Annotated in this window: 24 protein-coding genes; 16 read left to right on the top strand and 8 right to left on the bottom strand. The window is 59.1% G+C overall.

Annotation, left to right across the window (positions count from 1 at the left end; genetic code table 11):
* Positions 1–12 precede the first annotated feature (12 nt).
* The 7 genes from GJU83_RS09625 (at position 13) to GJU83_RS09655 (ending at position 10,456) form a co-directional block, all read left to right on the top strand.
* Positions 13–1,425, top strand: a complete 1,413-nt coding sequence (locus tag GJU83_RS09625; RefSeq protein ID WP_153634431.1) for a sigma-54 interaction domain-containing protein — start codon at positions 13–15, stop codon at positions 1,423–1,425.
* 324 nt (positions 1,426–1,749) lie between these two features.
* Positions 1,750–2,802, top strand: coding sequence for a TRAP transporter substrate-binding protein (locus GJU83_RS09630; protein WP_069182483.1), 1,053 nt, complete (start codon positions 1,750–1,752; stop codon positions 2,800–2,802).
* A 116-nt stretch (positions 2,803–2,918) separates the two neighbouring features.
* Positions 2,919–3,557, top strand: coding sequence for a TRAP transporter small permease subunit (locus tag GJU83_RS09635; protein ID WP_153634184.1), 639 nt, complete (start codon positions 2,919–2,921; stop codon positions 3,555–3,557).
* On the top strand, positions 3,557–4,921 hold the full coding sequence (locus GJU83_RS09640; RefSeq protein ID WP_069182485.1) for a TRAP transporter large permease: 1,365 nt from the start codon (positions 3,557–3,559) through the stop codon (positions 4,919–4,921). The genes GJU83_RS09635 and GJU83_RS09640 overlap by 1 nt, the downstream gene beginning before the upstream one ends.
* 13 nt (positions 4,922–4,934) lie before the next feature.
* Positions 4,935–5,714 carry a 3-hydroxybutyrate dehydrogenase gene (locus tag GJU83_RS09645; RefSeq protein WP_153634185.1) on the top strand — a complete coding sequence of 260 codons (780 nt, stop codon included), beginning with the start codon at positions 4,935–4,937 and terminating at the stop codon, positions 5,712–5,714.
* A 16-nt stretch (positions 5,715–5,730) separates the two neighbouring features.
* Positions 5,731–7,719 (top strand): acetoacetate--CoA ligase, encoded by a 1,989-nt coding sequence (locus tag GJU83_RS09650; RefSeq protein ID WP_153634186.1) that lies wholly within the window; start codon positions 5,731–5,733, stop codon positions 7,717–7,719.
* 493 nt (positions 7,720–8,212) lie between these two features.
* Complete coding sequence (locus GJU83_RS09655; protein WP_153634187.1) at positions 8,213–10,456, top strand: NADP-dependent isocitrate dehydrogenase; 2,244 nt, start codon at positions 8,213–8,215, stop codon at positions 10,454–10,456.
* A gap of 94 nt (positions 10,457–10,550) precedes the next feature.
* Here GJU83_RS09655 and GJU83_RS09660 read toward each other — a convergent pair whose 3' ends face one another.
* Both GJU83_RS09660 and ybaK read right to left on the bottom strand, forming a co-directional pair.
* The gene (locus tag GJU83_RS09660; RefSeq protein WP_153634188.1) at positions 10,551–11,744 is read right to left on the bottom strand and encodes a cation:proton antiporter; all 1,194 of its coding nucleotides are present in this window, start codon (positions 11,742–11,744) and stop codon (positions 10,551–10,553) included.
* 3 nt (positions 11,745–11,747) lie between these two features.
* On the bottom strand, positions 11,748–12,218 hold the full coding sequence (gene ybaK / locus GJU83_RS09665) for a Cys-tRNA(Pro) deacylase (RefSeq protein WP_153634189.1): 471 nt from the start codon (positions 12,216–12,218) through the stop codon (positions 11,748–11,750).
* A gap of 215 nt (positions 12,219–12,433) precedes the next feature.
* Between ybaK and GJU83_RS09670 the strand changes: the two genes are divergently transcribed.
* Both GJU83_RS09670 and GJU83_RS09675 read left to right on the top strand, forming a co-directional pair.
* Complete coding sequence (locus GJU83_RS09670) at positions 12,434–13,621, top strand: sensor domain-containing diguanylate cyclase (RefSeq protein ID WP_228715165.1); 1,188 nt, start codon at positions 12,434–12,436, stop codon at positions 13,619–13,621.
* 126 nt (positions 13,622–13,747) lie between these two features.
* Positions 13,748–15,034 (top strand): serine hydrolase domain-containing protein, encoded by a 1,287-nt coding sequence (locus tag GJU83_RS09675; RefSeq protein WP_153634191.1) that lies wholly within the window; start codon positions 13,748–13,750, stop codon positions 15,032–15,034.
* Positions 15,035–15,044: 10 nt separating this feature from the next.
* Here GJU83_RS09675 and GJU83_RS09680 read toward each other — a convergent pair whose 3' ends face one another.
* Complete coding sequence (locus tag GJU83_RS09680; RefSeq protein ID WP_008176786.1) at positions 15,045–15,389, bottom strand: hypothetical protein; 345 nt, start codon at positions 15,387–15,389, stop codon at positions 15,045–15,047.
* Positions 15,390–15,585: 196 nt separating this feature from the next.
* Here GJU83_RS09680 and GJU83_RS09685 point away from each other — a divergent pair, with 196 nt between their 5' ends.
* Positions 15,586–15,837, top strand: a complete 252-nt coding sequence (locus GJU83_RS09685) for a hypothetical protein (protein ID WP_069182493.1) — start codon at positions 15,586–15,588, stop codon at positions 15,835–15,837.
* Here GJU83_RS09685 and GJU83_RS09690 read toward each other — a convergent pair.
* Positions 15,834–16,904 carry a hypothetical protein gene (locus GJU83_RS09690; protein ID WP_153634192.1) on the bottom strand — a complete coding sequence of 357 codons (1,071 nt, stop codon included), beginning with the start codon at positions 16,902–16,904 and terminating at the stop codon, positions 15,834–15,836. The genes GJU83_RS09685 and GJU83_RS09690 overlap by 4 nt on opposite strands.
* Positions 16,905–17,075: 171 nt before the next feature.
* Here GJU83_RS09690 and GJU83_RS09695 point away from each other — a divergent pair, with 171 nt between their 5' ends.
* From GJU83_RS09695 to GJU83_RS09705, 3 genes are read left to right on the top strand one after another with little or no spacing between them, the layout of a single operon-like run.
* Positions 17,076–20,564: a hybrid sensor histidine kinase/response regulator family protein gene (locus GJU83_RS09695; RefSeq protein ID WP_228715166.1), complete on the top strand. Its 3,489-nt coding sequence runs from the start codon at positions 17,076–17,078 to the stop codon at positions 20,562–20,564.
* Between the two features lie 33 nt (positions 20,565–20,597).
* Complete coding sequence (locus GJU83_RS09700) at positions 20,598–21,155, top strand: hypothetical protein (RefSeq protein ID WP_153634194.1); 558 nt, start codon at positions 20,598–20,600, stop codon at positions 21,153–21,155.
* Positions 21,156–21,169: 14 nt separating this feature from the next.
* On the top strand, positions 21,170–21,583 hold the full coding sequence (locus tag GJU83_RS09705) for a response regulator (protein ID WP_069182497.1): 414 nt from the start codon (positions 21,170–21,172) through the stop codon (positions 21,581–21,583).
* 25 nt (positions 21,584–21,608) lie between these two features.
* Here GJU83_RS09705 and GJU83_RS09710 read toward each other — a convergent pair whose 3' ends face one another.
* Complete coding sequence (locus GJU83_RS09710) at positions 21,609–21,881, bottom strand: hypothetical protein (RefSeq protein ID WP_069182498.1); 273 nt, start codon at positions 21,879–21,881, stop codon at positions 21,609–21,611.
* Between the two features lie 533 nt (positions 21,882–22,414).
* Between GJU83_RS09710 and GJU83_RS09715 the strand changes: the two genes are divergently transcribed.
* Entirely contained in the window at positions 22,415–22,669 is a 255-nt protein-coding gene (locus GJU83_RS09715) for a hypothetical protein (protein ID WP_227514442.1), read from the top strand.
* Positions 22,670–22,684: 15 nt separating this feature from the next.
* Here the strand turns inward: GJU83_RS09715 and GJU83_RS09720 are convergent, their stop codons facing one another.
* A complete protein-coding gene (locus tag GJU83_RS09720) occupies positions 22,685–23,218 on the bottom strand; it encodes a 3'-5' exonuclease (RefSeq protein ID WP_069182834.1) in 534 nt (177 codons plus the stop codon).
* A gap of 185 nt (positions 23,219–23,403) precedes the next feature.
* On the opposite strand from GJU83_RS09720, the gene queC reads away from it, so the two are divergent.
* Positions 23,404–24,069 carry a 7-cyano-7-deazaguanine synthase QueC gene (gene queC, locus GJU83_RS09725; protein WP_069182500.1) on the top strand — a complete coding sequence of 222 codons (666 nt, stop codon included), beginning with the start codon at positions 23,404–23,406 and terminating at the stop codon, positions 24,067–24,069.
* Positions 24,069–24,725 carry a 7-carboxy-7-deazaguanine synthase gene (gene queE, locus GJU83_RS09730; RefSeq protein WP_069182501.1) on the top strand — a complete coding sequence of 219 codons (657 nt, stop codon included), beginning with the start codon at positions 24,069–24,071 and terminating at the stop codon, positions 24,723–24,725. Before queC ends, queE begins: the two co-directional genes overlap by 1 nt.
* On the opposite strand, the gene GJU83_RS09735 is transcribed toward queE, so the two are convergent.
* Positions 24,726–25,793 (bottom strand): AraC family transcriptional regulator, encoded by a 1,068-nt coding sequence (locus GJU83_RS09735; protein WP_069182502.1) that lies wholly within the window; start codon positions 25,791–25,793, stop codon positions 24,726–24,728. It lies immediately after the preceding gene.
* Between the two features lie 156 nt (positions 25,794–25,949).
* Positions 25,950–26,837, bottom strand: coding sequence for an alpha/beta fold hydrolase (locus tag GJU83_RS09740; protein ID WP_153634195.1), 888 nt, complete (start codon positions 26,835–26,837; stop codon positions 25,950–25,952).
* Between the last annotated feature and the right edge of the window lie 130 nt (positions 26,838–26,967).

Raw genomic sequence — 26,967 nt, forward strand, 5'->3', positions numbered from 1 at the left:
GGTGCGCGGTACATGACAGAGCTGTTTTCCGACAAGAACAAGAGTGGACTGACCCGGGACCTGATCGAAGCCCTGTTCCCGATGTTTGAGGAAGCCAGTGCCGGAGCGATCGCTGTCGACCGGAGTGCCCGCATCACCTGGATCAACAGCAGTTATTCCCATCTTCTGGGTCTTGGGGATCCGTCCACAGTGATTGGCAAACCGGTGCGCCAGCTGATCCCCCATACCCGAATGCCCGAGGTGGTTGAGTCTGGTAAACCCCTGCTGCTGGACATCATGGAACATAACCAGCAACAACTGGTGGTGACACGGCTGCCTTATTTTGACGATGGGGGCCAGATTGTCGGTGCCGTTGCGTTTGTGCTGTACGACGATCTGCAACCCCTGACACCGCTGGTTTCCAAGTACCGGCGACTGCACCAGGATCTGGCAGCGGCCCGCAAGGCACTGGCCAGGAAATCCCGGGGCACCCGTTACAGTCTTGGCGATTTTGTCGGGGCCAGTCCGGCAGCGTTGGAGGTCAAGCGCAGGGCGCGGTTGGCGGCCGGCCGCGATATGCCGGTTCTGCTGCTGGGAGAAACCGGCACCGGTAAAGAAGTGCTTGCCCAGGCGATTCACACCGTCTCGGGTCGTGCAGAGAAGCCGTTCGTGGGTGTGAATGTTGCTGCGATTCCGGACAACCTGCTGGAGGCAGAATTCTTCGGCGTGGCTCCTGGCGCCTACACCGGCGCCGATCGCCGAACCCGGGATGGCAAGTTTCAGCTGGCCAACGGCGGCACGCTGTTCCTGGATGAAGTTGGCGACATGCCGCTGCCCCTGCAGGCCAAGCTCCTGCGTGCCTTACAGGAAGGCGAGATCGAGCCCCTCGGCTCCAACAAGGTGGTGTCGGTGGATGTGCGGGTTATTGCCGCCACCAGTCGAAACCTCGAGGTCATGATTGCCGAGGGCACCTTCCGCTCGGATCTCTACTACCGTCTGAATGTTCTGGAAATTCCCATTCCTCCGTTACGGGATCGTCTGGCGGATCTCGGTGTGCTCTGCGAGGCACTACTTGAAGAGATCTGCGAAGGACTGGAGTTGCGCGGCGAAATTACTGACGCCGGCGTCTCGGCTCTGGGCAGTTACGACTGGCCAGGCAATATCCGGGAGCTGCGCAATGTTCTGGAGCGGGCAATGACCATGGGTGAAGAGGGCGGACTGCTGGATGCCGACGCCATTTTCAAGGTCCTGCCCCGTGGAGGAACGCGCCCGGTTTCTTCGCTGGCTCCACAACCTGTCAGGCCTCTATCCCGGACCCTGGCCGAGGCCGAGGCCCAGGCCATCGAAGAAGCCCTCGTGGCGAGCCGCGGCAATCGCACCCGTGCTGCCAAGCTGCTGGGCATCTCCAGATCCGTCCTTTACGAAAAGCTGGCGAAGCTGTCCTGAATTCCGGACGGCTGTCTGGCAGTCCGTACAACTACCTACGACTGATGTCTAAGACTGTCTGGATATCCGGACATTTCGTTTTGTTTCGATTTTCTCTTCAGCTTTTAACCTTTTGAATTATCTGAATAAATATAATCTGGCACGGTGTCTGCTAAATCCGTTACGCAGGACGTCAGAACAATGCAGAGAACAAGGCTGACGCTAACTGTTGGACCCCCAAGACTTACCCTGTCCGTCTGTTCCTGCGTTTTCTGACTATACTCAGATCAGGCCCCGGCTATCCGCGCCAGGCCAGATACAATAACAATGCTAGGAGACTTGCCAATGAAACTTCTCAAGGCTCTCACCGGTGTGGCCGGTGCGATCGCTCTCACCACGGGCTCTGCGTTTGCTGACGATCTGCGCTGGAAAATGCCCGTAGCCTTCGCTACCAACCTTCCGGGCCTCGGTTCTCCCGCTGCCTGGGTTGCAGACAACCTCACTACCGCCTCAGACGGCAGCATCCAGGTCCGTGTTTACGAGCCCGGCAAGCTGGTTCCTCCGTTCGACATCCTGCAGTCCGTATCTGACGGCAAGGTTTCGGCTGGCTACACCTGGATCGGTTACGACCAGGGCAAAGTGCCCGCGATTCCCCTGTTTGCGGCAGTTCCCTTCGGTATGAAGCCCTGGGCCTATATCGGCTGGTACTACTACGGCGGTGGTCATGAAATGCTGCAGGAAACCTACGCCAACAAGGGCTTCAACGTGCATGCCCAGCTGTGCGGCATCATCGGGCCCGAAACAGCCGGTTGGTACGCCGAGCCGATTGAATCACTGGAAGACTACCAGGGTCTGAAGATCCGCTTTGCGGGTCTGGGTGGCAAGGTCCTCGAAAAGCTGGGCGCTTCCGTCACCATGATGCCAGGCGGTGAGCTTTACCAGGCGCTGGAGAAAGGCACCATCGATGCCACCGAGTTCTCCATGCCCGCCATCGACCAGATTCTGGGCTTCAATCAGGTGGTCAAGTACAACCTCTTCCCGGGCTGGCACCAGCAGTTCACTGCTCAGTACATGCTGATCAACCAGGACGAGTGGGATCGTGCCACCGAGGCGCAGAAGGCTCTGGTTGAGGCTTCCTGCACCGCGGCCACAACCCGTGGTCTGGCTGAGGGCGAGTACAAGAACGGCAAGGTTCTGGCTGAGTTCCAGGATAAGGGTGTTCAAGCTGACCAGATTCCCCGCGACGTTCTTCTCAAGCTGAAAGATGTAACCCAGGAAGTGCTTGAGGAAGAAGCCGCCAAGGATGCTGACTTCAAGCGTGTCTATGAAAGCCAGCAGGAATTCATGGAAACCTACAAGGTGTGGGATACCCGCGCTTATGTACCGGCGGACCTGTAAGGTTCGGGGCTGACCCAGAGCACCGGATGCAAGTCCGGTGTTCACGTATCTAGTCTGGATGGCCCTGCGGGGCCATCCTTGTTTCATGGCAGGCTTTGTGAACGAGGAACTGTTGTATGACAGTGTCTGATAAAGGCTCACCGCCCGAGGTGCATGCGTCGGCGTCGGACGCCGGTCAATTTATTCATCATCACACCGAGTTCCCGACTACCCGGTTCAGCCGGATCCTGGACGGGGTCATTTCCGCAATTGGTAAGAGCGCTTCCTGGCTCTGGATCGTGGTCACCGGTGTGATTATCTACGCGGTGGTGGGGCGCTATGCCTTCGGCATGGGCTCGGTCACCCTGGAAGAAGTGCAATGGCACCTGGCTGGCGCGGGCTGGTTGTTGGGGTTGGGTTACACCCTGGTGACCGATGATCATGTCAGGGTCGACGTCATCCATGAACGCCTGTCGCTTAAAGGCCAGGCCTGGATTGAACTGTTTGGCCTGGTATTCCTGTTGTTACCTTTTCTGGTTCTGGCGGTGTACGAAATGATTCCCTACGCGGTGAGCTCCTGGGAACAGGGCGAGACCAGTCAGGCACCCGCGGGGCTTCCCTACCGCTGGATTCTCAAGGGCATCCTGGCGCTGTCTTTTGCGCTTCTGATCGTTGCGGGCCTGTCCCGTCTGCTGAAAGTTACCGCTTTGCTTTTCGGCTTTCCAAAGCCAATCCGGGTCGAATCCGGTGAGAACAAGAAAGAGGATGCGTCCTGATGGAGCTTGAAACCCTTTTTGTAATCGGCATGTTCCTCACCTTCGGGGCGCTGTTGATGACCGGTTATCCGGTCGCGTGGGTATTGGGTGGCACCGCGGTTATCTGGACCGTCGTCGGTGTCGTCGCCGTTGAAAATTTTGGTGCCAATCTCTGGTTTGATTACCAGTCTTCAATGGGCCTTGTCCCTGAACGAATATGGAAGGTGGTCAGCAGCGAAACCCTTGTCGCCCTGCCCATGTTTATCTTCATGGGCATCATGCTTGACCAGTCTGGTGTGGCCGAGCGGCTGATGAACAGCATGGTCAAGCTGTTTGGCGCCGTTCGCGGCGGCTATGCCGTCACGGTAATCGTGATCGGCGTTCTGCTGGCCGCGACCACCGGCATCATTGGTGCGTCCGTTGTACTCCTGGGGATGCTGTCCCTGCCGGTCATGATGGAGAACAAGTACGACAAAGGGTTTGCCGTGGGTACCGCCTGTGCCACCGGTACCCTGGGTATCCTGATCCCGCCTTCCATTATGCTGGTCTTGATGGCTGACCGCCTGGCGGTTCCCGAGGCCTCGGTGGGTGACCTGTTCATGGGCGCGTTCTTTCCCGGTTTGATGCTGGGTGCCATGTACGTGGCCTACGCCATCCTCCGTCCCATGCTGCAGCCGAACATCGCGCCGGTGCCGGCAGGCACGGAGAAAGTGAGCTGGGCCATCGTCTGGGAAGTGGCCAAGGCAGTGGTGCCAACGGCGGCCCTGATTCTCGGCGTGCTGGGCTCCATCTTCGCCGGTGTGGCAACACCGACCGAGGCGTCTGGTGTGGGTGCTCTGGGTGCCCTGTTGTTGGCATTGATGTCTGGCCGACTGAACCTGAAGGTTCTGAACTCCTCCATGCAGCAGACCACCCGGACGGCTGCGTTCATTTTCGCCATTTTCCTGGGCGCAACCGCGTTCTCTGTTGTCCTGCGCGGACTGGGTGGCGATCAAGTGATTGAAGACGCCCTGCTGGGTCTGCCCTTCGGGCCTTATGGCGTGGTCCTCACCATTTTGCTTGGCGTTTTCCTGTTGGGCTTCTTCCTGGACTGGGTCGAGATCACCCTGATCATCCTGCCCCTGGTGGCGCCGGTTGTCCAAAGTCTCGGTTTTGATCTGGTGTGGTTCACCATCCTGTTTGCCATGTGTCTGCAGACATCGTTCCTGACACCGCCGGTCGGATTTGCGCTGTTCTACATCAAGGGCGTGGCGCCGCCGGAGATCGCAGTTACCGATATTTATCGCGGCGTTATTCCGTTCATCATTATTCAGCTGGTAGCTCTGGCCATCGTGTTTGTGGTGCCGGAAATCGCAACCTGGCTGCCCAGCGTGGCTTACGATTAAGGAGAAAATATCAATGCGTCTGGAAAACCGGATTGCCCTGATTACCGGTGCCGGTCGCGGCATCGGCCGGGCCATTGCCGAAGCCTATGGCCGCGAAGGCGCCAAGGTTGCGGTGGCTGACCTTACCATGGAGGCGGCACAGGATACTGTGGCGGCCATCGAGCAGGCTGGCGGCACTGCGATTGCCCTTGAAATGGATGTGACTGATGAAGATGCAGTTGACGTAAACGTCAACACTGTGGTTAAACAATGGGGTGGCCTGGATATCGCTATCGCGAATGCCGGCATCCAGCACATCGACCCGGTGCACAAACTTGCCTATTCCGACTGGAGCAAAGTCATGAATGTGCATCTCGATGGCGCCTTCCTGGTGACTCGCGCGGCACTCAAGCACATGTATGAGAGCGGCGGGGGCACCATGCTCTATATGGGGTCGGTGCATTCTCTGGAGGCCTCGCCCCTGAAAGCACCCTACGTTGCCGCCAAACACGGCATGTTGGGGCTGTGCCGAGCAGTGGCGAAGGAGGGCGCGGAACACGGGGTGCGAAGCAATATTATCTGTCCCGGATTCGTGCGCACGCCCCTTGTGGACAAGCAGATCCCGGAGCAGGCCAAGGAGCTGGGCATTTCCGAAGAGGAAGTGATCAGTAAAGTGATGCTCAAGAACACTGTGGACGGGGAGTTCACCACCCTGGAAGACGTGGCAGAGCTGGCCGTTCATCTGGCCGCATTCCCCTCTGCCGCCCTGACTGGCCAGTCTATCGTGGTCAGCCATGGCTGGCATATGCAGTAACATTCAGGAGATATGGATGAGCAATGAAGAACAATCACCCGTAGTCTGGTCTCCGTCGGAAGACACCCTGGCCAATTCCCGCATGGGCCAGTTCAAGGCCTGGCTGGAGCAGCAGGGCTTTGGTCCCTTTGCCGACTATCATGCCTTGCACCAGTGGTCCGTAAAGGAGCTGGAGACTTTCTGGCAGAAGGTCTGGGACTACTGCGGCCTGGTCTGCGATACCCCGGCAAAGAGAGTACTGGGCAAGCGCGATATGCCGGGCGCCGAGTGGTTCCCGGGCATGAAGCTGAACTTTGCCGCCAATTTGCTTCGGCTGGCGGACGGCGAACACGCGGATCGGGAAGCGGTGGTAGCTTATTGCGAAACCCGCCCCGTGCTACGTCGCACCTACGCCCAGATCAAGTCAGATGCAGGCGCGCTGGAAGCCTTTCTCCGTGACAAGGGGATTCGGCAGGGCGATCGGGTGGCCGGCGTTGTGACCAATGGCTACGAAGCCCTTGTTGGTATGCTGGCTGCGACAAGCATGGGTGCCATCTGGAGTTCCGCGTCCCCCGATTTTGGCATCGGGGCCATTCTCGACCGCTTTGGGCAGATCGAGCCTTCAGCGCTGATCGTGGTGAATGGCTACGGCTATGGCGGCAAGGTATTCGCCCGTCAGCAGGATTTCGCAGAGCTGATTGCCGGGCTGCCCACGCTCAAATCGGTTGTCAGTGTCCAGCAATTGCCCGACGAGGCGCCGATTGCCGGAGATCTGGTGACGACATGGGAAGACGTACTGGCCTATGGCACAGGAAACGCTCCCTCGTTTACGCCGCTGCCTCCGGACCACCCGGTCTATATCCTGTATTCCTCCGGCACCACCGGTAAGCCCAAGTGCATCGTTCACGGCAATGCCGGCCTACTGGTCAATCATGCCAAGGAGCTGATGCTCCATGGCGACGTGGGTCCCGAAGACCGGTTCCTGTACTTCACCACCTGCGGCTGGATGATGTGGAACTGGCAGGCCTCCGCCCTTATGACCGGCGCAGCCGTGATCACCGTAGATGGCTCCCCGGGTTACCCGAGCCTTAACTTCTTGTGGGACACCGTGGCGGAGGAAAAAGTCACCCACTTCGGCACCAGCGCGAGATTCATCGCCGGCTGCCGCAAAGGCGAACTTCAGCCCGCAAAAACCCTGGACCAGAGCAACCTGCGAGTGGTGTTTTCCACCGGCTCCCCGCTTCTGCCGGAAGACTACGACTGGATCTACACCGACGGCGCCCCAGGCGCCCTGCTCGGTTCCATCGCCGGTGGCACTGACATCTGTGGCTGCTTCTTAGGCTCAACGCCGCTGTTGCCCGTGCGTCGCGGCGAAATCCAGTGCCGCTTCCTCGGGGTCGATGCTGTCGCCTATGGTGACGACGGCCAGCCGGTCAGCGAAGGCCGGGGCGAACTGGTCTGCCGACAGCCGCTGCCGTCCATGCCGGTCAGCTTCTGGCAGGACCCGGATGGTGAGCGTTACAAGGATGCCTACTTCAACACCTTCCCCGGCGTCTGGGCGCACGGTGATTTCATCGAATTCTCCGAACACGGCGGCGCCATCATTTACGGCCGCTCCGACGCCACCCTGAACCCGGGCGGCGTCCGCATCGGCACCGCAGAAATCTACCGCCAGGTGGAAACCGTCGCGGAGGTCAAAGACAGCCTCGTAGTTGGCCGCCAGATCGACGGCGACGTGGAAGTGGTTCTGCTGGTGGTTCCGGCCGATGGCCAGGAAATCACCGACGACCTGCTGAAACAGCTAAAGAGCCGAATCCGCGAAGGCGCCAGCCCACGCCACGTGCCCAAGCACATCGTGCAGGTGAACGACATTCCGTACACCCGCAGTGGCAAAAAGGTGGAGCTGGCGGTGGCCCGGTTGATCAACGGCTCGAAAAAGGCCGACAACCGGGACGCCCTGGGGAATCCCGAGGCGCTGGATCATATTCGGGAGCGGTTGGCTGAGGTTGGGTTGTTGCCCGATTGAAGGTCTGAAATCTGAGGGTGGTTGTCGGATTACGCCGCTGGCTAATCCGACCTACTGTCGGTTTGAGGCTTATTTTGTTGACAATCAACCACCGAAGGCGGGCCAAACTCGTCTTTCGGAACCCAACTGAAAAGCTTGAATAGCGGGGCGGGTAAAGCCTCCCAAAACTGTGCGGAGCCATGGATGGCGGAGCCCAAGCGCCACAGGGATGTGCCGCAAGGAGCGTGTTTTGGGAGGCTTTACCCGCCCTGCGTCCACTCCGAAGCAATGTTAGAAAGTTTCGTAAATTCCCGCCATTTCATCGTCTTGTAACCGAAGATTAGGCATTTTTAGTCCGTTCTTATACTAAGATCGTAACCAAAATTAACGAAAAAATGGTATCTTAGTAGGTCTATCAAAAGTTCCTAATCAGTCATTGCCCAGGTCGGACGTTCAAAAGACGCCTGACCCCGCCATGACCGTCCTGAACCCACCCATTAGCCTGAGGACGAAAATGACATCATATAAAGCCAAGATTGTCTACACACTGACCGACGAGGCCCCAGCCCTCGCAACACGGTCGCTTCTTCCCATCCTGGAAACCTATGCCAAGCCGGCTGGTATTGAATTCGAAACCAGCGACATCTCTCTCGCGGCGCGTATTCTGGCGAACTTCCCGGATTATCTTGAAGAAGATCAGCGGGTTCCGGATGCGCTGGCTGAACTGGGTGAATACACCAAGGACCCGGACGCCAACATCATCAAGCTGCCGAACATTTCTGCGTCCATTCCCCAGCTCCGTGCCGCCATCAAGGAGTTGAACGAGCAGGGTTACAAGGTGCCCGAGTACCTCGAGCATCCCAAGACCGACGAAGAGAAAGAAATCCAGTCCCGCTACGCGAAGGTACTGGGCAGTGCCGTAAACCCGGTACTGCGTGAGGGCAACTCCGACCGTCGTGCGCCGGCCGCGGTAAAAGCCTTTGCCCGAAAATACCCGCACACCATGGGCGAATGGAGCCCTGCGTCGCGTACCCACGTGGCCCATATGCGCGGTGGCGATTTCTACTCCAGTGAGCAGTCTGTAACTCTCGACAAGGCCACTAAAGCCAACATCGTGTTCGAGAACAAACAGGGCAAGCAGACGGTTCTGAAGTCCGACCTGCCGCTGCAGGAAGGCGAAGTGCTGGACGGCATGTTCATGAGCAAGAAGGCGCTGGTGAAGTTCTTCGAGGACGCTATTGCAGATTGCGAGAACACCGGTGTCATGTTCTCCCTGCACGTCAAAGCTACCATGATGAAAATCTCCCACCCGATCGTATTCGGTCACGCGGTAAAGGTTTTCTACAAGGACCTGTTCGACAAGTACGGCGACCTGTTCGACGAGATCGGCGTGAACCCGAACAACGGCCTGTCCAGCGTGGTCGAGAAGATCAAGCAGCTGCCGGAATCCAAGCAGGAGCAGATCCAGGAAGACCTGCACGCCTGCTACGAGCATCGTCCGGAAATCGCCATGGTGGATTCGGTCAAGGGCATCACCAACCTGCACGTCCCCAGTGACGTTATCGTTGATGCGTCCATGCCGGCCATGATCCGTAACTCCGGCAAAATGTGGGCCCGGGACAACAAGCTCAAGGACACCAAGGCAGTTATGCCGGAGTCCACCTACGCCACCATCTACCAGGAAGTGATCAACTTCTGTAAGACCCACGGCGCCTTCGATCCCACCACCATGGGTACCGTGCCGAACGTTGGTCTGATGGCGCAGAAAGCCGAGGAATACGGCTCCCACGACAAGACCTTTGAAATCAAGGAAGACGGTGTTGTTCGCATCGTTGCCGAAGACGGTACTGTGCTGACCGAGCATAACGTAGAGCAAGGCGACATCTGGCGCGCCTGCCAGACGAAAGACCTGCCGATCCGTGACTGGGTCAAGCTGGCGGTCAATCGCGCCCGTGCCACTGGCATGCCTGCGGTGTTCTGGCTCGACGACGAGCGTGCCCACGATGCGCAGCTGATCAAGAAGGTGAACACCTATCTGAAGGATCACGACACCGAAGGCCTGGATATCCGCATCATGTCGCCGGTTCGCGCCATCCGCTGGACCATGGAGCGTCTGATCCGCGGTCTGGACACCATTTCCGTGACCGGTAACGTTCTGCGTGACTACCTCACCGACCTGTTCCCGATCCTGGAGCTGGGCACCAGCGCCAAGATGCTGTCCATCGTTCCGCTGCTCAACGGCGGCGGCCTGTACGAGACTGGTGCCGGCGGTTCCGCGCCCAAACATGTGCAGCAGCTGATTCAGGAAAACCACCTGCGTTGGGATTCCCTGGGTGAATTCCTGGCCACCGCGGTGTCTCTGGACGAACTGGGTGAGAAACAGGACAACGAGCGGGCGCGCCTGCTGGGGCAGACCCTGGACAAGGCCACCGAGCGTCTGCTGGAAAACAACCAGTCGCCGTCCCGCGTCACTGGCGAGCTGGACAACCGGGGCTCCCACTTCCACCTGGCCCGCTACTGGGCGGAAGAGCTGGCCAACCAGGACAGCGATAAGGAACTGAAGGAATTCTTCGCCAAGCTGTCGAAACAGTTGGAGGAGAACAAGGACAAGATCCTGGAGGAAATGACCGTGGTCCAGGGTCACCCCGCGGATATCGGTGGTTACTACCACCCGCCGATGGAAAAGGTCTGCGAAGTGATGCAGCCCAGTGCCACGCTGAACAAGATCCTTGAAGATGCCCGTGCATCTGTAAAGTAAGTCAGCGGTAACGCATCCCGGGCAAGGCTCTGGGTGCAGGAAAAGCCGGACAACCCTGACGGGTTCTCCGGCTTTTTTGTGGCCAGCGCCAGGGTCAGTCTTCGTCCGGTTCGTCCTGGTAGCCTTTGCCGGTTTCGCCGGCACGCCGCAACTGGATCAGCGTGAGCGGTGGTCCCACCAGTTCGAAAATCACCGTGGCGCCAATCACCAGAGGCAAAATGTAAGTCAGCTCCGGCAGCCGCTCTGTGGCCAGAAGTGCCAGGCCAAGGGCAACGCCGGCCTGCGGCATCAGGCAGGCACCGATCCGTTTACGGGTATGGGGTTCGGACCCGGCCAGGTAGCCGCCGAACCTTCCGCCTGCCAGCCTGCCTGCAATCCGGGCGGCAACATAGGCCAGGCCCAGCGCACCAAGGGTTGGCAGCATCGCCCATTCAAGCTGGTAGCCGGCCATGAAAAAGAAAAGAGCCAGGAAGGGTTCGGAGATGCCTTCAATCGAGCGGAATGGCCGAACATGATGCCGTGCCCGGTTGGCGACAACGATGCCCAGGGTCATACAGGTAAGCAGATAGGAGAGGCCAAGAAACGACGCAAATCCGGCGGCGACGAAGACAAAACCGGCAGACTCCAGCAACATGGGCTCGCCGGGCCGCAGTCGACCGGTGAGCCAGGCCATGGGCAGACCCAGGACCATCCCCAGCAAAACCGCGCCTCCGACATCCAGAAATCCGATCCCGAGGGTCGAGAGCCCGGTATCGCCATTTCCAAGTAGCAGTTGGGCGCCGACCAGGGTGACACTGAACAGGATCGCGCCCCAGGCGTCGTCAATCGCGACGACCTGGAAGACCAGACGGGTCAGCGGACCGTTGGCGCCCGCTTCCTTCAACGTGTCTAGGGTTGCCGCCGGCGCCGTTGCCGTTGCGATGGAACCAAGCAGCAGGGCAGCGGCAAGATTCCGGGTAACCAGCCAGACTGCGACGGCAACAAATGCCGCTGTTACAAGGGTGACGGCGAGGCTGACGATCACCGCCTCGCGCCCCTCGGCCAGGTTCTTCACCGCCATCCGTTCACCCAGCAGGAAGCCGACCATGGCCAGGGTTAACTGGGTAATGAATCCGAAGTGGGCGTCGGCGCCCGGTGGCAGAAGATCCAGCAGATCCGGTCCGGCAAGCGCGCCAAGCAACAGCAGCAGGGTGACTCTGGGCACATGAATGCGCTGGCCGATGCCGTGCGCGGCCAGGGCCAGCAGCAGGGTGCCGCCGATCAATAGCAGGTCCGTTGCGTGGTTCAAGGCTTACTCCTGGTGGAGTGGGAAAAAACCGCCGTTCACCAATGTGGCCAGATCCCGGGGTGCAAGCTCAATTTCCAGGCCCCGGCGCCCGGCGCTGACATAAATCGTGTCGAACTCCAGGGCTGAGTCGTCGATAAAGGTTTTCAGCTTCTTCTTCTGCCCCAGTGGGCTCACGCCACCCAGAACATAGCCGGTAGTACGTTCAACCGCTTCTTTTTCAGCCATGGCGGCTTTCTTTCCGCGCGCTGCCCGGGCAATCAGTTTCATGTTGAGCATGGCGGTCACCGGCACGATGCCCACCACCAGTTCCTTGCCGTCGATAGCCACAACGAGCGTCTTGAACACCCGAGCCGGGTCCACACCGGTTTTCTCGGCCGCCTCGATGCCATAACTCTCGCTGGCCGGATCGTGTTCATATTCATGAATCGTGTGGGGCACTGCCGCCTTGCGCGCCGCGTTAATGCCTGGCGTCATGCTCGACTCCTCTATGGGGGACAGAGATCGGGAATTAAAGCAGCTAAGCGGCACTGCAACAACTGCCAGGGTCCGGGGGGCAGCGCACGATTTTACCGAGCATGACATTTGTCACTCGACTTAACGTTCTGTTGTGACTATTTTTCGTACATTATAAATGTTCAAACCCCCATGGCTGTGTGTTCATGGTACCTCAGCGGCCAGACTCTCAAGGAATGACAAGATTGAACGAAAACCGGACACCCCTGCGGCGAGCTGGGTGGGCTGCGCTGGTCTATCTGATTGCCGGCTTTGCATGGATTGCTTTTTCCGATACTGCTGCTGAGGCCTGGTTCCCCGACCCTCAAACCCTGTCCCTGGTTCAGACCTGGAAGGGTTTCCTCTTTGTCCTGACCACGGGGCTTGTGCTGTTTGTGGTCCTTTTGCGTCAGCTTACCAAGGACCGTGCCCTGCTTACTCTGCAGCACAATCAGCGCCAGGCCCTGCGCAAGCGAGAGCGTCAGCTACAGGTCCTGATGGATAACCTCCCCGGCATGGCATACCGGTGCCGGTATGATCCCCATTGGACCATGTTGTTTGTTTCTCAGGGGTGTGCCCGCCTCACTGGTTATGAGCCGGAAGACCTGATCAATAACCGGGTGGCCAGTTATGCGAGCCTGATGGATGGTGAGGACAATGAGCGGATTATGACTGAGGTCCAGGCGGCGCTGGACAAGGACGAATCCTTCTCGTTGGAATATGCCCTTACCCGCCAGGATGGCAGCCGCATCTGGGTCTGGGAGCGTGGCCGCGGTGTCGAGGAGGAAGATGGCTCGGTTGTGCTCGAGGGTATCGTGCTGGACATCTCAGATCGCAAGACCCTTGAAAATGAGCTGGAGGAACTGGCCACCCGGGATCCGTTGACCGGCTTGTTCAACCGCCGCGAAATGTCCAGGGTTCTGGAGGAGGAACTGGAGCGGGCCAGGCGTTATCAGAGACCCATGGCCGTGCTCTGGGTTGATTTTGACCATTTCAAGGATGTGAACGACACCTTTGGCCATGCCGCCGGGGATTCGGTTCTCCGGTCCATCAGCCGCCTGTTGTTGGGGAGCGTGCGCAGCGTCGACACCATCGGCCGGTTCGGCGGTGAAGAGTTCGTTATCGTCTTGCCGGAGATGGATCTTGAAGAGGCCCGTGAGACGGCCGAGCGGCTCCGTCGAAAAGTGGCCGACGAGCCGCAGCCGCTTGGGAATGGCCAGACGGTGCCCCTGACCATCAGCGTCGGCATTGCGGTCTATCCCGATCACGGACAGACTGCCTCCGCGCTCTGTGCCGCGGCCGACACGGCCATGTATCTGGCCAAGGAACGCGGTCGCAATTGCGTTGCCATGGCGCACCTGCACGACCGGGTCCATAATCAATAATGAGACCTTTGTTCCGGATAAGATGGAGGTGCTGACGTCCGCCCGATTGCGTCCCGGCCAATGTACAACGGGTCGGTTTCTCTGAAGATAGAAAAACAACAAGTTACTGAAAAAGGTTTGAAAAAAATGAACCGACTTGCCCGCCGTGCCCTCCACACCAGCCAGATTCCCGAGGACCTTGAAACCGTCACCTTCCGGGACGCCGCTGGTGAAAACCCGGCTGCTGCAGGCGTCAGCCAGGAAACCGTCGATGCCCTGTGGCGCAGCGTCCAGAGCCTTTACCGGACCGGCGTCCATCCGGGGATTCAGATCTCCATTCGTCACAGGGGCGAACATGTCCTGCACCGGGCCATCGGCCATGCCAGTGGTAACGGCCCTCATGATCCGCGAGATGCGGTCAAAGTCCCGATGACCACCGATACCCCGATCTGCTACTTCTCTGCCTCCAAAGCAGTTACCGCGCTGCTGATGCATATGCTGGCCGAGCAGGGGCTGGTGAACCTGATGGATCCGGTGTCCTACTACTGCCCGGAGTTCGGGGTGAACGGGAAACGGACGATCACCGTTCACCAGATTCTTTCCCACCGTGGTGGCATTCCCGCCATTCCGCGGGAAACGCCGATAGATGTGCTCTGGGACAACGACGAAATCTGGCGCCTGCTTTGTGCCGCGCGACCGGTGGAGGTTGATGGCGCCAAGGTGGCCTATCACGCGATCACCGGCGGCTTCGTACTTCAGCGGGTACTGGAACGCGTGACCGGCGATACCATCGAGCATTATCTCGACAAACACCTGCGTCGGCCCATGGGCATGAAGTGGTTTACCTACGGCATTACGCCCGAGCACCTGAATGATCTGGCATCCAACTACGCCACGGGTCCAACGCCCCGGTTCCCGGTCTCCTGGGTGGTCAACCGTGCACTCGGCGGCGATATCCGCACAGTGGCGCAGGTAACCAACGATCCACGGTTCCAGGAAGCGGTGATTCCGGCGGGAAACCTGTGCGGGACGGCAGAGGAAATGAGTCGGTTCTTCCAGATGATGCTGAACGGGGGGCTCTGGAACGGCCGGAGAATCTGCAGCGAAATCACCATTCGCCGGGCCATCCAGCAGTTCGGTTCCCTGCAGATCGACCGTACCATGATGGTGCCCATGCGTTTCAGTGCCGGCATGATGCTTGGTGGCAATCCGGTGGGGCTCTGGGGCCAGAATAGCCGGTTTGCCTTTGGGCACGTAGGTCTGATCAACAAGCTGTGCTGGGCAGACGCTGCCCGTGATATTTCGGTCAGCCTCCTCAACACGGGTATCCCGATTGTCGGCCACCATCTGCCGGCGCTCGCGAAGTTCGTTTATACCGTGGGTAACCGCTTCCCGCTGATACCGGAACACCGGCGGCCGTTGATCGCCGCCTGAGTCGTTTCGTTCAGAGGGTCCGGAGCTGGGCTTCCAGGATGCCCAGAACTGACGACAGGATGTCGCGGAAATCGGTCAGAGTCTGGGTGCGCTGGATCACGTCCTCGCGGTTTTCATCGAGTCGCTCCAGTTTCGGTACGACCCTGCGGATGCCCTCGGTAATGACCTCATAGGGGTAGTGGTGGTCCTGGATGCTGAGCTTGTTTATCTCGGCCACTTCCTGGCTGAAGATGCTGATGATGTCGTACAGCATGTCCTTGTGGTGAATGCTGCTGGCTTCCCAGTAGGCGTCGTCCAGAAGTTCCAGCAGCGACAGATATTCACGGAGGGTGTCCGCCACGGATGTCTGGGTCATGAGAGCTCCTGTCGGTGGGCAATGTTGTATCTACAGGGAACTATAGCAGGGCTTCGGTCGTGTGAATGACAGGAAGACCATCACGACAGAAAACAAAAATGAAACTCTATTCATTTTAATTGCACTCTGTCAGACAGTTGTGCAAACTTGCGTGATGGGATAAGGATCTTTCACGACTCAATGGACGAGAAGCCGAATGGACAAGCCCGCACCCCCCAGCCACCAGCAAGCCTCCCGCGAGGTTAAACTGGACCACCACGACAGTGTCCGTCATCACGTGCATCAGCAGGTGCGCTCGGAAGTCGAACGGCTCGAACGCCGGATTGAAACCCTCCGTCTGGTCAAAGCGCCCCACGCGGCCATCATGATTTCCACCTATGAACGTATGATCGACCGCAAGAAAGGTTTCCTGCAAAACTGGGATCTCAGGGACGGGGGCGCCCGCTAGCGCCCGGCGACAGGCACCGTTGTCCAGCTGGTAATCGCGTCCGCGTCTTCCTGATAGGTGCAATTGTCCGGATTGGCAATGGTGTCCTGCTCGTCTGTTGAATCGGGATCGTCAATGCGGGCGGGCTCGCCATCCGAGGCAAAAATTCTCACCTGCTCCATGTTGTAGTCCAGCTCGATCCTCAGGCAGTCGGGATGGTTGTCCTCCCGCGTGTATCCCGGATAGCGGTCCAGCGCGATGACTTCGGCATCGTCGTTCTTGATAAACAGCGTGTCGGTGTTTTCGTCAATGAAATCCTGGCGCAATTCAATGCTGCCGTGATTCCGGCTCAGGAAGTCGGCCGTGGCGAACTCGGTTGGACTGTAGCCCAGCGTCATGAAACTGTTGGCATCAAACCGGCTTCCTGCCAGCACACTGACCAGTTCCGGCTGGGCCGCCTGTTCGTCTTCCGCCACGCTCCGGCTGACGTACTGGATTGTGCGATACACCTTGTTGTCGAGATCCGACCCCTCCGGGCCATCCGGCAGGTAGCGCCAGTCCAGGGTGGGATAGATCCAGAGTTGATCGTTCAGCGGCAGATCGGCAATCACCGCCGACTGGTCTGTGAACCGGATCTGGGCACCGTTGCCCCGGGTGTTGTAGGTGCCTGCGGCATCATCGGCAATGCGCTGGCTGATGTACCGCTTGCCCTCCTGGAAGTTGGTGACTTCGCCTGAGGCGAGCACCTGGTTCATCAGGTCCAGTGGATTACGCACGCTGTCATAGCTGGTGCCGGAGTCGGTTGCCGTCGCGCGGGTAAAAATCTCGATGTGACCACGTATTTCGCTGGTGGTCGCCAGGTCGTCGGAGTCTTCTGCTGCGGGCTGGATGCCCCGGTAAAAGTCCCAGAAACGCGTGTAACTCAGGTTGTCCGGGGCCACCTCGGTGTTCTGGAGGTCGAAACTCGAGAAGGTCAGGTAGACATTGGTGGCCGGATTGAACGCGGAAGGGCCGGTATCCTCAAGTCCGCAGCCAGCCAGGGCAAGCGTGGTCATGGAAACAGCGGCGAAAATGCAGGAATGTCTCATTTCAGAAGGCCCCGGGGTGCGGAAAACGGTGTAAACGGCTAAAGTGAGTCACCAGGACGGTATTGCCCGGCGCGGTTACTGACAGTAAAACAAAAAACAGGTATCTACCCTCGCGGAGATCACATTTTGCGGCAATGGCTTGAATTGGCGCTCCCAGCGGTGACGTCTTTTATGGTGGCCCTGCTGCTTCTGGCCACGGCGATGATGCCGTCCCCGGCCAGTGCAGCCGTGCCCTGCCGTGATGGCGAGATTGTCCTTGATGAAGGTGTCGAGAGCATCCGCGATCTGGGCGGCTGTATCTGGTACCTGGAGGATCCCGGGCAGTCGCTCTCACTTGAGGAGGTGCGCCAACTCGAATCGGGTGCCTTTACCCGCCACGAAGGTGGGGTTTTGAACCTGGGCTACACCGAGTCGGCATACTGGGTGCGCCTCGACCTGCGTTCTGCCGGAAGCCTGGACCAGAACGGCTGGATCCTGGAGCTTGCCCTGCCATTGGTGGATGAAGTCGCCCTGTTCATGGTTCGTGATGGTGCCCTGGTCGAGCAACGCCAGGCCGGTTACGAGGACAACTGGCGGGAACGGGACCTGGCGGTGCCCAATCCCACATTCCGACTTTCCCTGGCACCCGATTCGCTGAGCCACGTCTATCTTCGGGTGGTTAACACCAACACCTTCCGTTTACCAATCAGTCTTTGGCACCCGGACAGCTATATTGAAAAAGTCTCTGTGGATGAGCTGGTTCGGGGCATCCTGCTCGGTGCGGTGCTCGCCATTCTCGCCTACAACCTTTTCGTCGCGGTTTCGGTGCGTGAGCGAAGCAATATCTATTACGTGCTCTATCTGATATTCGCGACCACCTTTATCTTCACCGAACAGGTCCACGGTATCCAGTTGCTGGATAGCCGCCCCGCCCTGTTCGACAAGCAGTTCCTGCACTTCCAGATCATCCTGACCTGGTTCTGGGGCCTGTTGATGGCACGGTCACTGCTGGAGACCCGGGAGCGGTCTGCCGACCTGGACCAGGTGATCCGCCTCTGTCTTTATTCGGTGGTTGCGACCTTTGTGCTGTCCCTGTTCCTGCCCTACCACGTGGCCATGGAATGGATAGTGGTTGGTTCCGTGCTGCTGAGTCTGATCCTGATTGTGGTCAGTTACCTGTCCTGGCGTTATTACAACCCGGCGGCCCGTTCCTACTTCTTTGCCTGGACACTGGCACTGGTGGGTTTCGGTATCTACGCCCTGACGGTGATGGGTATCTTGCCGTTGAACACCTTCACTGCCTACTCGCCCCAGTTCGGTCTGACCGCACAGATTATCCTGTTCTCGTTTGCCCTGGCCGACCGGATCAAACAGGTTCAGGGCGAGGCGCTGGGCTGGAGCCAGCGGGCGTTGTCGAATCTTCAGCGCTACCAATCGTTGTTCGACAATGCAATCGAGGGTGTCTTCCAGATGTCTCCGGACCGGCGATTTGTTACTGCCAATCCGGCCATGGCGCGCCTGCTGGGCTACAACAGCAGCCGCGAACTGCTCAAGCGGAATCCGGACGTGCTGGAAACCTGCATCGCCGATGACCGCCTCCGGCGGCTGGTGATCGAACAGCTGGAGGCCCGGGGGACAGTCAAGGGCATAGAGGCCCGATACCTGACCCGGGACGGCGACGAGCGCTGGGCCACCATCTCTCTCCATACGGTTTATGACAGCGACGGCGATCCAACCCACCTGGAAGGCACCTGCATTGATGCTACGGAGAGTCACAACCGGCAGCGAATCGAGAGGGAGCGCGAGCAGGAGCGGCTCGAAAAGGAGCTGGCCCGAAACTCGGCCGAGGCCAAGAGTCAGTTCCTGGCGAATATGAGCCATGAGATACGCACACCGCTGGCGGCGATCATTGGTTACGGTGAAACCCTGCTTGATCCGGACCTCAGTGATCCGGAGAAACGGAGCAGCGCAGAGACCGTGGTGCGCAGTGGTCGTCATCTGCTGGACCTGGTCAACGACATCCTCGACCATTCGAAGATCGACGCCAACAAACTGGATGTGGATATCGTCTCGGTCAATCTGCCGGAACTCCTCGATGAAATCCGCGCCTTTTTCGCCCCCCGGGCCCGGGAAAAGGGGCTGGATTTCAGTATTATCTGCGAGTACCCCTTGCCGGAACAGGTCCTCACCGACCCCACCAGGCTGCGCCAGATCATCATCAACCTGTGTGGTAATGCCCTGAAATTTACCGATAAGGGTTCCATCTCCCTGGTGGTCCGCTGCGATCGCGAGCAGGAACTGCTGGTGGCCAGGGTGGTGGATACCGGCATTGGCATGAAGCCGGAACAACTGGGAAGGCTCTTCGATCCGTTTGCCCAGGGTAGCGCTGCCATTTCCAGACAGTATGGCGGTACCGGTCTCGGGCTCAGTATCTCAAGGCGTCTCGCGGAAATGCTCGGCGGCAGTATCCGGGTTAACAGTACCTATGGCGAGGGCAGTGAGTTTGAGCTGTCGATCCGGACCGGACCACTGGATTCGGTGCATTTCCTGCGCGATGCGTCTGAGTTGAGCCAGCGCCGCAGGGCCATACCCATGGTGGTCGCTCCGAGACTGTCCGGGCGAATCCTGTGCGCTGAAGACAACGACGTGAACCGGCGTCTTGTGTCCCTGCTGGTGTCGCGAACCGGCGCGGAGCTGGTGCATGTAAGTAATGGCGCTGAAGCCCTGGAGCTTGCCATTCGCGAGCCTTTTGATCTGATCTTGATGGATATCCAGATGCCGGTGATGAACGGCCGCGATGCCACGGCGGCCCTCCGGGAGGCCGGGGTGAATACGCCGGTGATTGCCCTGACCGCGAATGTGATGTCTGAAGATATTGCCGATTATCGGCTGGCGGGCTGCAATGAGCATCTGGCCAAGCCCATCGACAAGCAGCGGTTCTATGAAGCCCTGGCCCGGTATCTCTCCGTTGCCCAGGAGTTTGTCGAGAGCCCCGCGCCACGCTATCAGGGCAAGGTGCTGGTTGCCGAAGACAATACCGAGAACCGGCAGCTGGTGGAGCGCATGCTACGCCGCGCGGGTCTGGATGTGCTGTCGGTTACCACTGGCGACGAAGCGGTCCGGACGGCGCTGTCCGATACTGTCCATCTGGTTCTGATGGACCGTCACATGCCCGGGATGGATGGTGTCGCTGCAACCAGGTTGCTGCGCCAGGCCGGGTTCCGGCGGCCGGTGATTGCCTTTACGGCTGGTGATCAGCAGGAAACCGATGCCCTGCTCGATGCCGGTTGTGACGGGGTGTTGAACAAACCCATTGATCAGTCCCACCTGACGTCCCTGCTGGATCGATTGCTTGGTGCTGGTGCGGTTGCCGCCGCGGAAGCCAGCGAGGATGACGAAATTGCCCATCTGGTTGCACAGTTTCTTGACGGCCTGGCCGCACGCCGGGCGCGGATGGAAGACGCCCTGGCGACAGCGGATCGGGACGCAATGAAAACCGAAGCCCACCAGATCAAGGGCACGGCGGGGGCCATGGGCTACCCGCTGATGACCCGACAGGCGGGTGTATTGGAAGACCTGGTGAAAGTCACCGAACCGGACTGGGACCGGGTTCGCAGCGAACTCCGGGGGCTCGGTGAAATGATAGATCGTGCCCTTACTGCGGCACAGGCCCCGGGCTGATGTGTGTCGAGAACAACCAACAGGAAGAACCCGATGAGTGAATTGCCGGAACGCAGAGAACACCATTCCCTGAGCATGATGTACGGAACCTACGCAGACATCCTGTTTGTGCTGTTTCCGTTTCTGATCATTGGCATGCAAAGGCTGTGGGAAGGCCGGCTGTATGAAACCCTGCTTCGACCGGACCTGAGTATAGCCGCCGCCATTCTCGCGGGCCTTGCTATCGGCAAGTTCGTCCTCGGGTTGGTGACCAATCGGGATCTCGGGCGTTACAAGGAGCGGATCGTTTTCTTCATCGCGCTGACCCTGTTTGTGGTGCTGGGCCCGGCAATCATCCTGATATTGAGTATACTGGGGAGCGCAGAGGTGCCCGCTTTCGTGACCTTTGTTCAGCCGATCCTTCTGATTATTGCCATTTCTCTGTATACAACGGCGGTGAGCATCAGCAACATCCTCACACGATTTGGCATGGAAGAGGCGAGAACCTTAAATGACGAGAACTCGGCCTGGTCTGGCGACAGAGAAATGGGTAAACCTCGCCCGGCGCCACTGGATCTGCCCCGGCGCACCGGCAACGACCCGACAGCTTGACAGGAGCAACCCCCATGACGGATCTGAGAGTACTGGTAGTGGAAGATGAGCCGGTGATGCGCGAGCGGCTGGTGGATATGCTCTACAAGGCAGGCGCAACCAAGGTGATCGAGTGTGTCGATGCGGCGTCAGCCAGGGCCGCCTTCAAGGCTGGGGAGTTTCAGATTATCCTGCTGGATCTGGGCCTGCCGGATGGCGACGGCCACGAGCTGATGCTGGAGTTCAAGGATGCCCGCGAAGAGCAGCACATTGTGCTGGTGACGGCGGACGATTCCATAGAGAGTATTCAACGGGCGATCAGTGCCGGCGCTAACGGGTACGTGGTCAAGCCCTATTCCCAGGAAAAGATCCACGATGTGGTGAATAACTACGCCATGGTTCACGGTGGCGACATGGCAATGATGCAGGGTCTGAACCGGCGCCACTGACCGGTTCAGACCTGCAGGAGAGGAATCAGGCGACCTGCTTTGCAATCCAGGAATTGTAGCGGGTAGCCAACGCTCTCACGTACCGTGCCTCTGCGTCGTTCAGGTTGCCCAGAACGCCTTTGAAGATCCAGCCCCGCTCGTAAACACCCAGCACCCGCTGTTCGTCGTCCAGGTTGACGCGCTGATTCAGTTTTTTACAAATTGCATCCAGCAGCGGCAGCTTTTCCGGGCGCTTGATCGGGCCCTGACGATTGTTCATGGGCTGGTTTGCTGCGCGAGTTGTCGGATGTCTTTTCATGATGTTCTCCTTGTCGTTTTGCGGCTGCAAAAACAAAAACCCCGGCGCCTGAAGCAACCGGGGTTTCGCGGAGAATCTGACCCGGTCGCTACGAAGGCTCCCGGGACTGACCGAAAGCCGTTAGATGTCTTTCACCATGGCGCGAACAGACTGCACTGCATGGCAACCTGCTGCTGGGTAAGCAATAAACTGTGGAATCATTCTGGTCATACCGGCTCTTATGTTTCGGTTCGACTACCAGTGTATAGGCTAACGGACGGTTTGCAATAGGTCTTACTCTTCGGCAAACCCCTACAGACGGCGCCAGGAGCGCTTGCCATAATTCGCAGCGTCACGTGTTTTACGTTGTGCAATCCTGACTGCCTGCCGCGCCAGGCAGTCAATGGATCTCTCCTTTCTACGCAGCCTTTATGGCTGCGTTTTTTTTTGGGGTAGTGGAATCTTCGTAGCCACTACTTCGTACAGATGTTCTTCTCTGTTCTGGCGATAATTTGCACACTATCTTTTAATTCATTGCCAGACAAAGACAGAGGTTGAAACCTAGCAAAATGTCCGACGACGCCGGATCTGCCAGTAGAAAATTCCGTTCGCACGCATTGATCGAGCTCGCCCTGATTGTTGCCCTGGGCCTTTACCTGTTCGCCGCCAAGGAGCAGGTTGTGGGTGAGAATCTGGTGTTTACAGTAACAGGGGCCGCGCTGATGGCGCTGGTTACCTACTGGACGCTGAATACCCTTCGGGACGGTCTTGAAGTCATCGCATTGCGGGTCCGCCACGTCAGGCACTGATCGCCTGAAACCGCTTCAGGCCTGGCGGCTTTGACCCGTTAACGGCACCATGGCTTCATGGTCGCGGGCAATCCGTTCCCAGGTTTTGTGAAGGATCAGGGCGTCATTTGCCGCCCGGTGCACTGGCAGGCCAAGTTCGGTAATCACCTGCTGGCGAATCGCCGACCACTGGCGTACCTGTTGGGTATCCAACAGGGCTGAAATCGACTCCAGTTGAAATGCCGGAGTGATGCGGGCAGCCCTGAACAACCGGTGCAGCCAGAAGCTGTCGAACGTCCAGGCATCGCAAAAAACCTGCGCCGGCAACAGCTCATTGAGCGCCCTGGCCACCTCACCGACGGCAATGCCGTCCGCTTCCAGAGTCTGGCGGGTAATCCCGTGAATCTGCTCAGCGCTTTCCGACCAGTCCTGCCAGAGGACATGGGGGCAGATCAGCCAGCTATGAAGGGTGCCGTCTGGCATGCAGATCCCCACCTCAATGGGGTAGCTCGCGATCAGATCAAGGCTGGATGCCTCGAAATCGATGAATGCCGGCTGGATAGTGGTCATGGAGTCAGTGTAGCTGATGAGTTGTTTTTCGCTGAGTTTACCCGCCCCGCAACCGAGACGCGAACCCAACCTGTGCCTGCACTGTTACAATATGTCCATTCATTGTAAAAGCCCGATGACAGCAACAGGCAACGGGCGCGACAGTAAACCAGCCCAAACCCAATCGCACCATACGGGGAGCCCGAATGACAGACACCGTGGTTGTAATCTATTCCGGAGGCATGGACTCCTACACTCTGCTGCATCTGGCCAGGGAACGTGGGCATCAGGTTCATGCGCTGTCGTTCAACTACGGGCAGCGTCACGTCCGGGAGCTGGAGTGCGCGCGTTCGGTGTGTGAGTCGCTGGGTATTCCCCACAAAGTGATCGACATCCGCGCCATGAGTGAGGTGATGGCCGGTTCATCGCTGACCTCGGATCTCGATGTACCGGAAGGTCACTATGAGGAAGACAGCATGAAAGCGACGGTGGTGCCGAATCGCAATATGATCCTCCTGTCGCTCGCAACCGGTTACGCCGTGACGGCGGGAGCCGGTGCTGTGTGGTACGGCGCTCACGGTGGCGACCATGCCATCTACCCCGACTGTCGCCCGGAATTCGTCGAAAAAATGGACGCGGTCTGCCGGGTTGCCAACTACGAACCGGTGGCCATTGAGGCGCCCTTCATGGCCATGGACAAGGGCCAGATTCTGTCCGAAGGTCTCCGTCTGGGCCTGGATTATTCCCAGACCTGGACCTGTTACAACGGCCGTGAACAGGCCTGTGGTCGTTGTGGGTCGTGCGTTGAGCGGCTGGAAGCGTTTGCCGCCAATGGTGTGGATGATCCTCTGGACTACGAGGACGCCAGCTGATGTACCGGGTAAAGGAAGCCTTTTACACCCTTCAGGGCGAAGGTGCCCAGGCGGGCCGTGCTGCTGTGTTCTGCCGTTTCAGCAAGTGCAATCTCTGGACCGGACGCGAGAAAGACCGTGCCGGTGCGGTCTGCAATTTCTGTGATACCGATTTTGTGGGAACGGATGGCCAGAATGGCGGCCGCTTTGAGACAGCGGAAGCCCTTGCCCGTCACATACGGAATCTCTGGCCGGACGCACCCGGTAAGCCCTACGTGGTCTGCACCGGTGGCGAGCCCCTGCTGCAGCTGGATGCTCCCCTGATTGAGGCATTTCATCGGGAAGGGTTCGAGGTCGGAGTAGAGACCAATGGTACCCTGCCAGCCCCGGAAGGCATTGACTGGCTCTGCGTCAGCCCCAAGGCCGATGCCCCTGTGGTTATCGAGGCCTGTGACGAGCTGAAGCTGGTTTATCCGCAGCCCCTGGCGATGCCGGAGCGATTTCTAGGCATTCGCGCGAGCCATTATTTCCTGTCGCCGATGGCCTCACCTTCAATGCCGGAAACGGCGGTGGATGAGATCAAGCAAAGCAACACCCGCCGTGCTACCGATTACTGTCTTGCTCACCCCCAGTGGCGTCTCACCCTGCAGATGCACAAGATTATCGGGATCGACTGATCACCCGGTGGCCAGTGACCGCTCCGCGGGCGTCGAGGCGGAGCGAGTGGGCGCGCTTCGGTAGTGGCTGGGGCTGGCCCCAGTCCAGCGCTTGAAGGCGCGGGTGAAGTTCGCCGCATCGGCGTAGCCCAGGGCATCTGCAATCTGGCTCAGATTCATGCCGGTGCTGCGGAGCAGATCCTGTGCCCGCTCCAGCCGAACCTGGTCCACCAGCTGCTGGAAGCTGGCTTCTTCCTCCTGCAGCCGGCGTTTGAGCGTCCTTTCGGAGACGAACAAGGTGCCCGCAACCCTGGCCAGTTTCGGGGGGAAGGGGTGGCTGGTTTCGATCACCCGCCGAACCCGGCAGGCAAATCCGGCATCTTCGGTCAGCTGCCGCAGGGCCTCCTCGCACTGGGCTTTGGATGAGGCGGCCAGTTGATCGTCGGTAAAGCGCACGGGCAGGTCCAGGCGCGCGGTGGGGATCACCAGGGCATTCTCAGTGGCACCAAACTCTACGGGTACCGGGATCTGTGGTCGGAACCGATGGAAATACGCCGGCTCCGCGCCCCGGCGCACAATTCGCAACCCATCAACCACCGAGCCAGTCAGTTGTGCGCCCATGGAAACGCATCCGAACAGCATGGCGTCCATGATAAATCCGTGCAGGGGGCCGAGATCGATGTCACAACTGACAATGTACCAGGCCAGTTTTCCGGTTTCCCGTTTGCAGACCTGAAGATGGGGTACCCGCAGTGTCAGGTACCGGGTCATCAGCTCCATGGCGTCGCCAAGGGTCCGGCTGCTCATGACCGCCGTACCCAGGGCGCCGTGCAGTGGCAACTTCAGTTCCCGTGCCAGCATGATCCCGAGCCCCGGTTCGCCGCTTTCGATGATGGCCCGGGTAACAAATTCGCTGGCCTGGGTCTGACTGACCCGCAGATCGGTGGATTGCAGGCGGGCCGGGTCGAGTCCGACCCGAAGCAGAAGGTCCTGTTCATCAACGCCGATGGTATTCAGCAGTTCGGCCAAGAGATGCAGATAAATGGCCGGCATGCCCAGGTCCTGTGCCGTTGAAACGGAGGCTCGCATGGGGGTTCCTCGTCTTATTCTGTTCTTGTTATGTCGCAGAGCGCGCAGTTTCAACGATTATGGCGGCTACCGGCCCGTTCCCCCATGACTCCACTGACGAAATAAATGGCCTGAAAGGCCAATCAATAGCTGACAGGCACACTTGGCCTGACCGGCTTACCGGCCATGGCGGTGGACGAATCGCTCAAGAGTCGCGGCGGATCGCGCGGGTGTCTCCAGCATGGGCAGGTGCCCCACGCCCCGGAATACGTGGATTTCCGCGTCTGGCGTGGCCGAGCCGAACCAGTCGATGCAGCGGGTGGGGGTGATCACGTCCCGATCACCCCACTGAACCTGAAGTGGCGGTGTGTCGGGGCCCAGGTAGCGCGCTGGTGCCAATGCGTCTGCCACCATGTCACTGAAGATGTGACGCAGCGCGTCGGTGCGGCCCAGCAGGTCCGGCCCCAGAAGGCCGGCCATGGCCAGCCCGGAGACCGTGGGCTTGCCGGTGCCGACGCTGTTGAACATGCGGTAGACGCCTTTCCAGTCCTTTGGAATCAGGATGCCGTCCCGGTCGGACCTTGGGGGGGCGTGAATGTCGACATCCTTATGTTCCGGGATTCCAGCGCTGTTGAGCAGCGTTACCGAACGGGGCTTCGGATCCAGTGAGTGGGCGAGCACGGCGGCTATAGCGCCGCCCATGGAACTGCCGGCCAGATGAATATCGTTGGTGTTAAAGCCCGCAAGCCATTGTTCCAGTCGCCGTGCCTGGGTCTCATAGCGGTAACAGGCGTGGGGCCGGTAATCACTCTCCCCGAAGCCAGGCAGATCCGGTACCAACAGATGCCAGTGCCTGGGCAGCCGTTGCAGCCACAGGGCCCAGTTTTCTTTCATGGCGGCAAAGCCGTGAATCAGCACGACGGTAGGGTTCCCCGAGCTGGGAGCGCCCCGCTCCAGGAAAACCATCTTGTGGCCATCCACAAGCGCTGTGCGGCGGCGAGCCTGAAGAAGAAAACGTTGTCCTGTGCGGGCAGCGGGCCAGAGGTTGGGGGCAGGGATTCTCATGGTTGTCAGCGATCACCGGTTTTGGGTCTTGTCGCCAGTCTACCGGTATCGGCCTCCCGAGCCTTGGCCTATACGCCCGCGCGCTCCGGCGCAAGGGCAACCAACGGACGGGCCGCAACGACCAGGGTTC

Origin of the sequence: Marinobacter salsuginis (genome assembly GCF_009617755.1) — a bacterium.
GTDB lineage: Bacteria > Pseudomonadota > Gammaproteobacteria > Pseudomonadales > Oleiphilaceae > Marinobacter > Marinobacter salsuginis.

Bases quoted from the DNA above. Each gene is read 5' to 3' on its own strand.
- GJU83_RS09705 (WP_069182497.1), top strand. From the start codon at position 21,170: ATGACGGATCTGAGAGTACTGGTAGTGGAAGATGAGCCGGTGATGCGC.
- GJU83_RS09625 (WP_153634431.1), top strand. From the start codon at position 13: ATGACAGAGCTGTTTTCCGACAAGAACAAGAGTGGACTGACCCGGGAC.
- GJU83_RS09690 (WP_153634192.1), bottom strand. From the start codon at position 16,904: ATGAGACATTCCTGCATTTTCGCCGCTGTTTCCATGACCACGCTTGCC.
- GJU83_RS09650 (WP_153634186.1), top strand. From the start codon at position 5,731: ATGAGCAATGAAGAACAATCACCCGTAGTCTGGTCTCCGTCGGAAGAC.
- GJU83_RS09635 (WP_153634184.1), top strand. From the start codon at position 2,919: ATGACAGTGTCTGATAAAGGCTCACCGCCCGAGGTGCATGCGTCGGCG.
- GJU83_RS09645 (WP_153634185.1), top strand. From the start codon at position 4,935: ATGCGTCTGGAAAACCGGATTGCCCTGATTACCGGTGCCGGTCGCGGC.
- GJU83_RS09720 (WP_069182834.1), bottom strand. From the start codon at position 23,218: ATGACCACTATCCAGCCGGCATTCATCGATTTCGAGGCATCCAGCCTT.
- queC (WP_069182500.1), top strand. From the start codon at position 23,404: ATGACAGACACCGTGGTTGTAATCTATTCCGGAGGCATGGACTCCTAC.
- GJU83_RS09740 (WP_153634195.1), bottom strand. From the start codon at position 26,837: ATGAGAATCCCTGCCCCCAACCTCTGGCCCGCTGCCCGCACAGGACAA.
- GJU83_RS09700 (WP_153634194.1), top strand. From the start codon at position 20,598: ATGAGTGAATTGCCGGAACGCAGAGAACACCATTCCCTGAGCATGATG.
- GJU83_RS09630 (WP_069182483.1), top strand. From the start codon at position 1,750: ATGAAACTTCTCAAGGCTCTCACCGGTGTGGCCGGTGCGATCGCTCTC.
- GJU83_RS09685 (WP_069182493.1), top strand. From the start codon at position 15,586: ATGGACAAGCCCGCACCCCCCAGCCACCAGCAAGCCTCCCGCGAGGTT.
- GJU83_RS09640 (WP_069182485.1), top strand. From the start codon at position 3,557: ATGGAGCTTGAAACCCTTTTTGTAATCGGCATGTTCCTCACCTTCGGG.
- queE (WP_069182501.1), top strand. From the start codon at position 24,069: ATGTACCGGGTAAAGGAAGCCTTTTACACCCTTCAGGGCGAAGGTGCC.
- GJU83_RS09695 (WP_228715166.1), top strand. From the start codon at position 17,076: ATGGTGGCCCTGCTGCTTCTGGCCACGGCGATGATGCCGTCCCCGGCC.
- GJU83_RS09675 (WP_153634191.1), top strand. From the start codon at position 13,748: ATGAACCGACTTGCCCGCCGTGCCCTCCACACCAGCCAGATTCCCGAG.
- GJU83_RS09655 (WP_153634187.1), top strand. From the start codon at position 8,213: ATGACATCATATAAAGCCAAGATTGTCTACACACTGACCGACGAGGCC.
- ybaK (WP_153634189.1), bottom strand. From the start codon at position 12,218: ATGACGCCAGGCATTAACGCGGCGCGCAAGGCGGCAGTGCCCCACACG.
- GJU83_RS09710 (WP_069182498.1), bottom strand. From the start codon at position 21,881: ATGAAAAGACATCCGACAACTCGCGCAGCAAACCAGCCCATGAACAAT.
- GJU83_RS09680 (WP_008176786.1), bottom strand. From the start codon at position 15,389: ATGACCCAGACATCCGTGGCGGACACCCTCCGTGAATATCTGTCGCTG.
- GJU83_RS09670 (WP_228715165.1), top strand. From the start codon at position 12,434: ATGACAAGATTGAACGAAAACCGGACACCCCTGCGGCGAGCTGGGTGG.
- GJU83_RS09735 (WP_069182502.1), bottom strand. From the start codon at position 25,793: ATGCGAGCCTCCGTTTCAACGGCACAGGACCTGGGCATGCCGGCCATT.